Here is a 10,336-nt window from a genome sequence, read left to right as displayed (position 1 = left end):
GATCATGGCTGAGATTGACGACGGCGCCTGCCTGCAGATCGGTATCGGCGGCATGCCCAACGCCGTGTGCGCGATGCTGGCCCAGGCCGGGATCAAGGATCTGGGCGTGCACACCGAAATGCTCACCGATGGCATTGCCGAACTCTATCGCGCCGGGCTGATTACCGGCGTGGCCAAGGCGCTCGATCCCGGCAAGCTGGTCTATTGCTTCGCGGCCGGCACCAAGCCGCTCTATGACACGATCGATCGCAATCCCGATCTGTCGTGTCGGCCGGTGGAATATACCAATTCCCCGCACATCGTGATGCAGAACCCGAAGGCGACGGCGATCAACAGTACGACGCAGATCGATCTCACCGGCCAGGCCGCATCGGAAAGCGATGGCAACCGCCACCTGACCGGTACCGGCGGCCAGGCGCAGTTCGTGCGCGGCGCCTATGCGTCAGACGGCGGCAAGAGTTTCATCTGCCTGCCTTCCACCTATGACAAGAAGGGCGCACGGCGCAGCCGGATCGTGTTCAACCTCACCGAAGGCAATATCGTCACCACCACGCGGGCCGACACGATGTACGTGGTGACCGAATATGGCATCGTGAACCTGAAGGGCAAATCTGTGCCGGAACGGGCGCGGGCGCTGATCGGGCTGGCGCATCCGGATTTCCGCCAGGGGCTGGAGCGCCAGGCCCATGAACACCGGCTGATCCCGCGCGGGTTCAGCTTCTGAAGCGGAGCCGCAACGAAAAGAGCCGCCCCGGATGGAGCGGCTCTTCGCGTTTTTCGATCCTGGTCTGGATCAGGCGGTAACGGCGCGGCGGCGGCGGGCGGTGGCGCCGACGAGGCCAAAGCCGGCGATCAGCATCGCCCAGCTCGCCGGTTCAGGCACGACGCCCGAAGCGCCGATGGTCAAATTGTCGATCTGGAACGCGCCGTTTGTCGTGATGCCACCGTTGGGGCCGAACGCGATCGAGCGGATCTGGCGATCCGAGGTCAAGCCCCAGAAGCTCGCCGCGTCGGCCTGCAGGGCAAACAGCTGGGTGTCGCTGTTGCCAAAGGTGACAAGGGCCGAATAAGGCAGTGATCCGTCGTTGAAGGTAATATCTAGGCCGACACCGCCGACACCGTTGGCATTACCGAACGTGGTCTGATCAAAGTGCAGTGTGAAGCTGCCGTTGCAGCCGGCGCAATATCGGCCGTTTCCGGGTAGAGCCTGTGCAACAATGTTCAAGTTCTGGAAACCGGTGGTTTCGTATCGCGTCTGGCCGGCAACAGCCGTCATCACGGCATTGCTGAGAACCTGAAACCCGCCGGAATAACCGTCGGCAACGTTGTAGCCATCGGTGAACGAGCTGGACAGGGCCGACAGGAAGGTGGCGCGGTCGCCGAACACGGTGGTTTGCGCAGATGCACCGGTGAGCGCGCTGGTGGCGGCAAGCGCGAACAGCGCGGCCTTAAGCATGGTCTTCATAATTTACCCCCGACTTTGCACAAGCGCTCTCTAAAGCGCACGGCCAAACGATATTGGCGTGGAAGTAAATTTAGAGTTTGTTTATAAGTTTTATAGATAAATATGAGTTAACGGGGCTGCTGGCGTGCAAATGTTGCCCGGTCGCGCAACATTGGGTTCACGGCATTTTGAAACCGCGAAGCGCGCGGGTGGATGATGCCGCCAAATGGTTGCGCGCGGGCCGCCTTCGTGTCACGGGGCGACCATGAATCTCGCCCGCTTCCCCCGCCGCCGTTACACCCCCGGTTTCACGCCGCTCGAACCGATGCCGCGCCTTTCGGCGGCGCTGGGCGGGCCGGAGTTGTGGATCAAGCGTGACGATCTGCTTGGCCTGGCGGGCGGCGGCAACAAGACGCGCAAGCTGGAATTCCTGATCGCCGATGCGCTGGCCAAGGGGGCGGATACGCTCATCACCGTTGGCGCACCGCAGTCCAACCATTGCCGGCTCACGCTGGCGGCGGCAGCCAAGGAAGGCCTGGATTGCCGGCTGGTGATCGAGGAACGGGTACCGGGCAGTTTCAGCCCGGATGCGCTGGGCAATAATCTGCTGTTTGATCTGATGGGCGCCGCATCGGTGCGCATGGTCAAGGCCGGGGCCGATCTGGCCGAGGAAATGGCCGTGGAAGCCGCCGCCGTGAAGGCTGCGGGCGGCCACCCCTATATCATCGTTGGCGGCGGCTCCTCGCCGCTGGGGGCGTTGGGCTATGCGGCGTGCGCGCAGGAAATCATGGCGCAAGCGTTTGATGAAGGCGTCGCCTTCGATCGCATCGTGGTCGCATCGGGCAGTGCCGGCACCCATTCGGGCCTGATCGCCGGCCTCGTGGCGCTGAATGCCGGCATTCCCGTCACCGGCATCAACGTGCGCCGGCCCCGCGCCGAACAGGAAGCCAATGTGCTGAAGCTGGCGCAAGCCACCGCCGATCTGCTGGGCACGCCGCAGCCGGTGGCCGCAGATATCGTGGCGCTGGCCGATTGGGTCGGCCCCGGTTACTCGCTGCCGACGCCGGAAATGGTGGAAGCCGTGCGGCTGCTGGCGGCGAAGGAGGGCATCCTGCTCGATCCCGTCTACAGCGGCAAGGCGATGGCCGGCTTGATCGCGCTGGCGCGGCAAGGCGCCTTCAAGGGCGAACGCGTGCTGTTCCTGCACACCGGCGGTTCGCCGTCGCTGTCGGCTTTTGCCGGCGTGTTGCGCGATCCTGCCTACAACTGATGCGCCGTTATCGGACAATCGGCGTGATCGGCGGCATGGGGCCGGCGGCCACGGCCGATTTCCTGAGCCGGCTGGTGGCAGGCGTGAATGCCGCCAGTGATACCGATCACCCGCGCGTGCTGGTGGACAGCAACCCGCACGTGCCCGATCGCAATGCGGCGGCGCTCACCGGCGCGGCCTCGCCCGGCCCGGTGCTTGCGGAAATGGGCGCGGCGCTGGTGGCGCAGGGTGCGCAGCTGCTCGCCATGCCGTGCAACGCCGCGCATGGCTGGGCCGATGCGATCACGGCAGCGCCGTTCATCTCGATGATCGACGCGGCGATTGCCGAGGCCATGGCGCATCAACCGCGATGCATCGGCGTCCTGGGCGTTGGCGCGACGCTGGCGCTTGATCTGTATGGACGTGCCAGCCCGGTGCCGGTGCTGGCTGGCGATCTGACCGTCGTGCAGCCTGCGGTGAATGCCATCAAAGCGGGTGATCGCAGCGGTGCGGTGCGCAGCAGCTTGGCCGGGGAAGCGGCGCGGCTGGCGGCGGCCGGGGCGGACGTGGTGATCGCCGCCTGCACCGAAGTGCCGTTGCTGCTCACCCAGGCCGATGTGGCGGTACCGCTGATCGATTCAACCGCAGCGCTGGCCCGCGCCACGTTGGCGGCGGCGCGTTTGCCCGATAGGGTGTGAGGATGACCAAGACAACTGCCGCCGTTCTTGCCGCCATGGGCGCGGAACAACCTTATGCGACCAGCCAGCCGCTCACCCTGAGGACGCTCGATCTGGCGCCGCCGGGGCCGGGCGAAGTGCTGGTACGGATCGAAGCGGCGGGCCTTTGCCATTCGGATCTTTCGGTGGTGAACGCCGATCGCCCGCGCCCGCTGCCGATGGCGCTGGGCCATGAAGCGGTGGCACGCGTTGAGATCGCCGGGCCTGGCGCGCGGCTGAAGCCGGGCACGCGCGTGGTGATGGCCTTCCTGCCGGCCTGCGGCCATTGCACCGTCTGCTGGTCCGGCGAGCCCTGGCTGTGCGGCAATGGCGCGGCGGCCAACGGCAAGGGCGAATTGCTGGGCGGCGGCTTCCGCTTGTCGGATTGCGGCCACCCCGTGCACCATCATCTTGGCCTGTCGGCCTTTGCCAGCCACGCCGTGATCGATGAACGCAGCCTGGTTGTGATCGACGACGACATCCCGGCCGAAATCGCCGCGCTGTTCGGTTGCGCCGTGCTCACCGGCGTGGGCGCGGTGTTCAATTCGGCCGAGGTGCGGCCTGGCGAAAGCGTTGCCGTCTGGGGCCTGGGTGGTGTTGGCCTTGCCGCGCTGCTCGGCGCAGTGGCGGCCGGCGCGGAACCGGTGATTGCCATCGATCCGGTGCCGGAAAAGCGCGCGCTGGCTGTGGAGCTCGGCGCCCGCGCGGCGGTCGCGCCCGAAGACGCGGCGCAAGCCTTTGCCAAGCATGGGAGCCCGCGCGTTGCCATCGAAAGCGTGGGCAGCGGCAAGGTGCTGGCGGAAGCCTATCGCACCGCGGCGCGCGGTGGCCGCATCGTCACCGTGGGTCTGCCCAACCCGGCCGATCCCTTCACCATCCCGGCGGTGAGCCTGGTGGCAGAGGCCAAGACCATCATCGGCAGCTACATGGGATCGGCGGTGCCGGCGCGTGATATCCCGCGCTACATCGCCCTGTGGCGGGCCGGGCGCCTGCCGGTGGAACGGCTGCTGTCCGGGGTGCGACCGATGGCCGAGATCAACGAGGCGCTCGATGCGCTGGCCAGTGGGCAGGCCATCCGTCAGATCCTCATTCCCTGATGCTGCCGGCAGGCTGGTGGCCGGTCATCGGCGGCAGTTTGGGCCTGCTGCTGGGCAGCTTCATCGCGTTGGTGACGGCGCGCTGGCCGCAGGGGGAAACCATCCTGGGCCGCTCGCGCTGCGACCGGTGTGGGGCCACACTGGGTGTGATGGAACTGGTGCCGCTGGTTTCTGCCCTGATGCAGCGCGGGCGTTGCCGGCAGTGCGGGCAAGCGATTGCCGCCCGGCACTGGCAGATCGAAGTCGCCGCTGCCGTGATCGGGGCTGGGCTGCTTTGGGCCACCCCATCGCCCGAAGGCCTGCTGTTCGCGTTGGCCGGCTGGTGGCTGCTGGCGCTGCTGATCCTGGACGCCGAGCACCAGTGGCTGCCCGATGCGCTCACTCTGCCGCTGATCCTGTTCGCGCTGCTGCTGCCGGGGCTTCCCCTGGAACAGCGGCTGTGGGGTGCCGGGTTGGGCTTTGCCGGGCTGTGGCTGGTGGGCTTTGCCTATAAGCGGCTGCGTGGGCGCGACGGGCTGGGCGGCGGTGATTCCAAGCTGCTGGCCGGGCTGGGGGCGCTGCTGGGCGGCTGGAGCCTGCCGTTCCTGATCACCGGCGCGGCCGCACTGGGCCTGGCGCTGGCCGGCTGGGATCATTTTCGCGGGCGCGATGTGAACGCCATGACCCGGCTGCCGTTCGGCGCCCTGCTGGCGGGCGTGGCGCTGATTCTGCTATGGCTGGGGCCCGATTGGCTGGAGATGGTTCGATGACCCGGTTCGCCGGCGCCCAGAAAGTGCCCGACAAGCGCGTGGAAATGCATATCCGCAAGGGCTTCCTGTCGGCGGCGGATTGCGCCGGGCTGGTCAGCCTGATCGATGTGCATCGCCGGCCGTCCACCATCACCGATGCCTATGGCGCGGGCAGCGATTTTCGCACCAGTGAAACCGCCGATCTGCCACCCAATGATCCGCTGGTGGGCCGAATCTATCGCCAGCTGGCAGATTATGCCGGGCTCAACATCGCCCATGCCGAATCGCTGCAGGGCCAGCGTTATGCGGTGGGCCAGCAGTTCCAGATGCACACCGATTATTTCGAACCGACCGGCCTGGATTTCTTCCCGCACACGGCTGATGGCGGCCAGCGCACCTGGACGGTGATGGTCTATCTGAATGAACCCAAGGCCGGCGGCGCGACGCGGTTCCAGCATCTGAACAAGACCATCCAGCCCGAAACCGGCAAGCTGGTGGCCTGGTGCAACCGCCTGCCCGATGGCGGCGTGAACAGCGCCACCCTGCATGCCGGCATGCCGGTGCGGGCCGGCACCAAATATATCATCACGGCCTGGTTCCGCGATCAGCCCCGCCGTCATCCGGCGGTTATCTAGAAGACGACCGCTATCCAGTGATGACCTGACACGAAAAGGCCGCCGGCGCTGTGGACGCCGGCGGCCGTATCGGGGGCAACTCAACTCAGAACTTGGCCGAAACGCTGGCCTGGAAAGTGCGACCCAGTACATAGGTGTTGGTATCGATGCGGCTGGCGTTCAGGCGCTGGAATTCCTGATAACGGGTGTTGGTCAGGTTGCGGCCTTCCAGCTTCACTTCCAGTTCGGTGCCCATCAGCTTGATGCCCTGGCGCACCACCACATCGAGGCGGATACCGGGCTTTTCGACCAGATCGGGCTGGCCCGACGGGCCGCGGAAGGCGACGCGATTGCTGGCATAGTTCAGCAGGATGGTCTGTTCCGACAGGCCTTCATCATCCTGGAAGCCGAACGACAGGTTGGCAACATGATCGGACTGGCCGGTGAGCGGCAGGCCGCTCTTGAAGATGTCGGTGGCCGGCACGACTGCACCCGAGAGCGGGAAGCGGGTGGTGTCACCCGCCTTCACGCGCAGTTCGGAGTTGGTCCAGGTGTAGTTGGCCGAGATGAAGAAGCGGCGGGTGGCAAAGAGATCACCCCAGCCCGACAGGTCGAAATATTTCTGGGCTTCGATTTCCGCACCATAAAGTCGGGCGTTCGGCACGTTGGCAAACGTCGTCTGGAAGGTGCCGCCCTGCACGAAGGCGATGGCGTCGATCGGCTGATCGATATCCTTGAAGAAGCCGCCCACGGCCAGCCGTTCGTCACGGCCGAAATACCATTCATAGCGGGCTTCGACGTTGATCAGCTGCGAATTGGTCAGGAACTGGTTGCCGAAGCTCAGGCGATCGCTTTCGGTGTCGAAATAGGGCTGCGGCGCCAGTTCTCGGAACTGCGGACGCGCGATGGTCTTCGACGCGGCAAAGCGCAGCTGCATGTCTTCAGCGAAGTTCCAGGTGACGGTCAGCGCCGGCAGCCAGTAATCCTCGTTGATGTTGGTGGGGGTGTTGAAGGCCGAACCGGGGTTGGCGTTGAACACGTCAGCCGGCGTCACGTTCTGCTTGCCGGATTCATAGCGCACGCCGGCCACCAGCTGAACGCCATCGGTCGGTTCGATCTCGATCTGGCCATAGCCGGCATTCACGGTCAGGCCGGCATCATAGCGCGGCGCCACCGTGGAGATGGTGTTGAGGATGATGCCGTAGGTATAGACATTGTAGTCCGACAGCAGGAAATCCGGGCGCTGCTGGGTAACAGCGCCGGGCAGGGCCGCGTTGGACTGATAGCGATAATCGAAGCGTTCCGACACGCGATCGGCCATGCTGTAGGCATAGCCGGCGGTGAGCTTGATCGGGAACGGGCCGCCGCGGATCTTGTAGCCCAGGTCAAGGCCGCCGCCCCACACGTCTTCGTTCAGGCGGCTGAAGGCAACCAGGCTGGATTGGCCCGGCGAACGCAGATCGTTCACATAATCCTTGAACTGCGCCGAGAAGGCATAGTTGTTGAACCGCTCATACGGGGCGAGACGCTTGGAGTTGGCATAGGTGCCGCGCAGATCGACGGTGAGATCGTCGAACTTGAATTCGCCCACGAACTGCGTGTCGATCAACTGGCGGCGGAACTGCGCGGTGGCGTTGCGTTGCAGCAGCACGTCGCGGCCAACGTTGATATCGTCGGTGCCGACCTGGATGCGGGCTTCCTTGATGGTGTCGTTCACGTAGACGTTGGCGAAACGGATCTTGTGATCGCCGAATTCGGCGCCAATGCTGAACAGGCCGTTGACAACGCTGCGGAATTCCGTGGCTGCGAAGTCGAAATCCTGATCCGGGTTGAGCTGCAGCGTGCCGCCCTGGCCCACTGCGGCGCCGCCCGAAAGCTGCTGCTTGCCGGCCTTGGTCTGCCAGTCGTTGGACAGGCCGGCGGCAAACACGAAACCGATGCGCGCGTCACCCACATCCCAGGCGCGGCCGCCCGACATGTTGCCGCTCCAGTTCACCGGGATATTGTCGTTGCGGAAGATGACGTTGGTTTCGGCATTGGCCAGAGTGGCGGTAATGTCCTGCAACTGGCGCAGCGAGAAATTGCCGCCCACGGCCAGCGCCTTGCCAGCGTCCTGGCTGGCCTGAATGCCGGTGGGCAGACGGCGGGTGCCGTCGTCATAGCCGGTCCAGTCCTTGCGGCCGCCCGCATAGACATAACCGAGCTGGCCGGTGGTGGCGGTGTTGGCACCGATGCTGCCGCCCACCGTGAAAAAGGCTTCCTTGGGCACGGCGCGGGTGGTCAGGTTGATGACGCCGCCGCCGAACTCGCCGGGGAAATTGGCTGAATAGCTTTTCTGGACGACCGAGGAGGCTAGCACCGAGGTCGGGAACAGATCGAGCGGCACCACGCGGCGCAGCGGATCCGGCGACGGGATCGGCAGGCCGTTCAGCAGCGCCAGCGAGTAACGCTCACCCAGGCCGCGGACATAGACATAACGGCCGCCCACCACCGACAGGCCGGTGACACGCTTCAGCGCGCCGGCAATATCGCCTTCGCCCGAACGCGCGATATCGGCCTGGCTCAGCACCGAGACGACTTCACGGCTCAGTCGCACCGTGTTGGGGATGCGCCGGCCGATGACGACGATCTCGCTGCCGCCGCCACCGGGGACGGAGATGTCCACCGGTTCTTCTTCGGGCGGCGCTTCGGAAGCCGGGGCGGGTTCGGGTGCCGGCGGGGTCGCCGGCTGGGCCCAGGCAGGGGTCGCGAACGCCACCATCATGGTGGTCGAGAGCAGGAGTGGCAGCTTGTTGGTCATTATCTTGTCCCCGGTTGAAGTGCGGCGGCCGGCAGCAGCGAGTATCGCGCCACCGGCCCCAGCACTTCCTGGATCGGCCCTTTACTGGATCGGCGCGGGTGCTGCGGTGCAGGCAGTGGCACCGGTACCAACGCCGCAGGTCCAGCCGGCGTACCATGTGTCGGCAGCATTGCGGAACGCACCGACGAAGGTGGTTTCGTCGAAGAAAGTGCCGGTGCCGGTGAAGGCCGTGCGCGGGTTGGTGGCAACCGCGCCGGTTTCGAAGCTGCCTGGCAAGAAGATATCGGTCAGGGTCAGCGTCACCGTCGGCAGCAGGTTGTTGTTACCGGTGATGATCGGCGTGATGCTGGCCAGCGGCACGTCGCTTTCGTCGCGGGCAGCGCCGGAGCAGCCGAAGATAACCGAGCGGAAGATCGGTGCGCCGGCTTCATCGGTCGGCGCATCGGCAGCGGCCACGGTCTGGGCGCCGTCGATGTCGAGGCACAGGCCGGTGGCCGTGGTATTGCGGATGATGCCGTTTGCCAGGCCGAAATCGGTGCCGCCGCGGATCAACAGGCTGTCGGGCGTGCGGTTGCCGATGAAGGTGAAGTTGGCAATGCGCGGGTTGGAACGCGGGGTGCGGGTTTCGTTGCCGGAAGTTTCGGCTTCGATCACGCGGTCACCGCCGTTCGTGCGCTGCACGACCAGCGCATATTGGATCAGGCCCTTGAAGCCGAGATCGGTATCGATCGAGTCATCGTCCGCACCCGTGATCACGATGCGCTTGTGGTTCACGCGGCCACCGAACCATTCGATGCCATCGTCCGAGCTGTTGTGGACCTGGATGAAGTTGGCGGTGGTGCCGCTGCCGACGCCGCCAAAGGTGATGCCGTTCAATTCGTTGCCGGGGCTGACTTCAAAGCCCGGGTAGCGCACCTGGACATAGGCCAGGCGGCCCGAGTTGTCAGCCGGGCTGCCGCCGCCGTAGAAGGCGCCGGTGAGGCCTTCAACCGCCGACTGGCAGTTGACGGTGCCCGGGGTGGCGCCAGCGCCAACGCAGGTGTGGATCGGCGCGCGGCCGAGCAACACGATGCCGCCCCACTGGCCGATCGAGCTGTCGTTCACGCCGCCTTCCATGTTGGAACGGCTGGTGAAGACGATCGGGCGGGTGGCAGTACCTTCCGCGAAGATCTGCGAACCGCGGTTGATCACCAGCGCATCAGCGCCGGAGGAGCCGAAGACGACCACACCCGGATCGATGGTCAGGATGCCCTGCTGGCCGCCAGCGGCCGGCGCACCCGGATCAGCGCCCAGATCGATACCGACGTTGACGCGGCCGGACAGCGAGTAAACCACGCCGCGGATGTTGGCCAAGGTGAGCCCGCCGGTGATGGTGCCGGAAATCTGGCAATTGCGCAGGTTGTTGATCACGCCAACGTTGGTGGTGCCGGTGGGGCAGCTGTCGGCAGGGCCGGTCGGGGTGGGCGTCGGGGTCGGCGCGGGAGCCGGTGCCGGCGCCGGGGCGGGCGGCGGCGTCACGATGGCGCCTTCGCCGGGCGAGGCGATGTTTTTCGCGCCATCGCAGGCCGCCAGCGTGAGGGCCGAACCGATCATGAGGAGCGTGCGAAGGCGGATATTGCTTGAGCGGATCATGGGGTCACCCCTGTTGGCCGTGTGGTTTGAACAAACTGGGGTGCGCCTTGTGGCCG

9 protein-coding genes are annotated in these 10,336 nt (G+C 65.7%); 6 read left to right on the top strand and 3 right to left on the bottom strand.

The window, feature by feature from the left end; translation table 11 throughout:
• Positions 1–724: acetyl-CoA hydrolase/transferase family protein (locus RT662_RS08865; RefSeq protein WP_313670345.1), on the top strand; the 724-nt coding region annotated here is incomplete at its 5' end.
• 69 nt (positions 725–793) lie between these two features.
• Here RT662_RS08865 and RT662_RS08860 read toward each other — a convergent pair.
• Positions 794–1,465, bottom strand: a complete 672-nt coding sequence (locus RT662_RS08860) for a PEPxxWA-CTERM sorting domain-containing protein (protein ID WP_313670344.1) — start codon at positions 1,463–1,465, stop codon at positions 794–796.
• A gap of 244 nt (positions 1,466–1,709) precedes the next feature.
• Between RT662_RS08860 and RT662_RS08855 the strand changes: the two genes are divergently transcribed.
• Genes RT662_RS08855 through RT662_RS08835 form a run of 5 tightly spaced genes read left to right on the top strand, consistent with a single transcriptional unit; the run spans position 1,710 to position 5,869 of the window.
• Positions 1,710–2,714, top strand: a complete 1,005-nt coding sequence (locus tag RT662_RS08855; RefSeq protein WP_313670343.1) for a D-cysteine desulfhydrase — start codon at positions 1,710–1,712, stop codon at positions 2,712–2,714.
• Positions 2,714–3,391: an amino acid racemase gene (locus tag RT662_RS08850; protein WP_313670342.1), complete on the top strand. Its 678-nt coding sequence runs from the start codon at positions 2,714–2,716 to the stop codon at positions 3,389–3,391. Before RT662_RS08855 ends, RT662_RS08850 begins: the two co-directional genes overlap by 1 nt.
• 2 nt (positions 3,392–3,393) lie before the next feature.
• Positions 3,394–4,506, top strand: a complete 1,113-nt coding sequence (locus RT662_RS08845; protein ID WP_313670341.1) for a zinc-binding dehydrogenase — start codon at positions 3,394–3,396, stop codon at positions 4,504–4,506.
• Positions 4,506–5,255: a prepilin peptidase gene (locus tag RT662_RS08840; RefSeq protein ID WP_313670340.1), complete on the top strand. Its 750-nt coding sequence runs from the start codon at positions 4,506–4,508 to the stop codon at positions 5,253–5,255. The genes RT662_RS08845 and RT662_RS08840 overlap by 1 nt, the downstream gene beginning before the upstream one ends.
• Positions 5,252–5,869 carry a 2OG-Fe(II) oxygenase gene (locus RT662_RS08835; RefSeq protein WP_313670339.1) on the top strand — a complete coding sequence of 206 codons (618 nt, stop codon included), beginning with the start codon at positions 5,252–5,254 and terminating at the stop codon, positions 5,867–5,869. Before RT662_RS08840 ends, RT662_RS08835 begins: the two co-directional genes overlap by 4 nt.
• A gap of 85 nt (positions 5,870–5,954) precedes the next feature.
• Here the strand turns inward: RT662_RS08835 and RT662_RS08830 are convergent, their stop codons facing one another.
• Together RT662_RS08830 and RT662_RS08825 are read right to left on the bottom strand one after the other, a co-directional pair.
• Positions 5,955–8,648 carry a TonB-dependent receptor domain-containing protein gene (locus RT662_RS08830; RefSeq protein ID WP_313670338.1) on the bottom strand — a complete coding sequence of 898 codons (2,694 nt, stop codon included), beginning with the start codon at positions 8,646–8,648 and terminating at the stop codon, positions 5,955–5,957.
• Between the two features lie 81 nt (positions 8,649–8,729).
• Positions 8,730–10,280, bottom strand: a complete 1,551-nt coding sequence (locus RT662_RS08825) for a hypothetical protein (RefSeq protein ID WP_313670337.1) — start codon at positions 10,278–10,280, stop codon at positions 8,730–8,732.
• Positions 10,281–10,336: the final 56 nt, after the last annotated feature.

Source organism: Sandarakinorhabdus sp. (assembly GCF_032115815.1).
Classification (GTDB): domain Bacteria; phylum Pseudomonadota; class Alphaproteobacteria; order Sphingomonadales; family Sphingomonadaceae; genus Sandarakinorhabdus.
The sequence above is the reverse complement of the archived record's forward strand: the minus strand, read 5'-3'. Positions and strand labels throughout refer to the sequence as shown.

Bases quoted from the DNA above. Each gene is read 5' to 3' on its own strand.
- RT662_RS08860 (WP_313670344.1), bottom strand. From the start codon at position 1,465: ATGAAGACCATGCTTAAGGCCGCGCTGTTCGCGCTTGCCGCCACCAGC.
- RT662_RS08855 (WP_313670343.1), top strand. From the start codon at position 1,710: ATGAATCTCGCCCGCTTCCCCCGCCGCCGTTACACCCCCGGTTTCACG.
- RT662_RS08850 (WP_313670342.1), top strand. From the start codon at position 2,714: ATGCGCCGTTATCGGACAATCGGCGTGATCGGCGGCATGGGGCCGGCG.
- RT662_RS08845 (WP_313670341.1), top strand. From the start codon at position 3,394: ATGACCAAGACAACTGCCGCCGTTCTTGCCGCCATGGGCGCGGAACAA.
- RT662_RS08840 (WP_313670340.1), top strand. From the start codon at position 4,506: ATGCTGCCGGCAGGCTGGTGGCCGGTCATCGGCGGCAGTTTGGGCCTG.
- RT662_RS08835 (WP_313670339.1), top strand. From the start codon at position 5,252: ATGACCCGGTTCGCCGGCGCCCAGAAAGTGCCCGACAAGCGCGTGGAA.
- RT662_RS08830 (WP_313670338.1), bottom strand. From the start codon at position 8,648: ATGACCAACAAGCTGCCACTCCTGCTCTCGACCACCATGATGGTGGCG.
- RT662_RS08825 (WP_313670337.1), bottom strand. From the start codon at position 10,280: ATGATCCGCTCAAGCAATATCCGCCTTCGCACGCTCCTCATGATCGGT.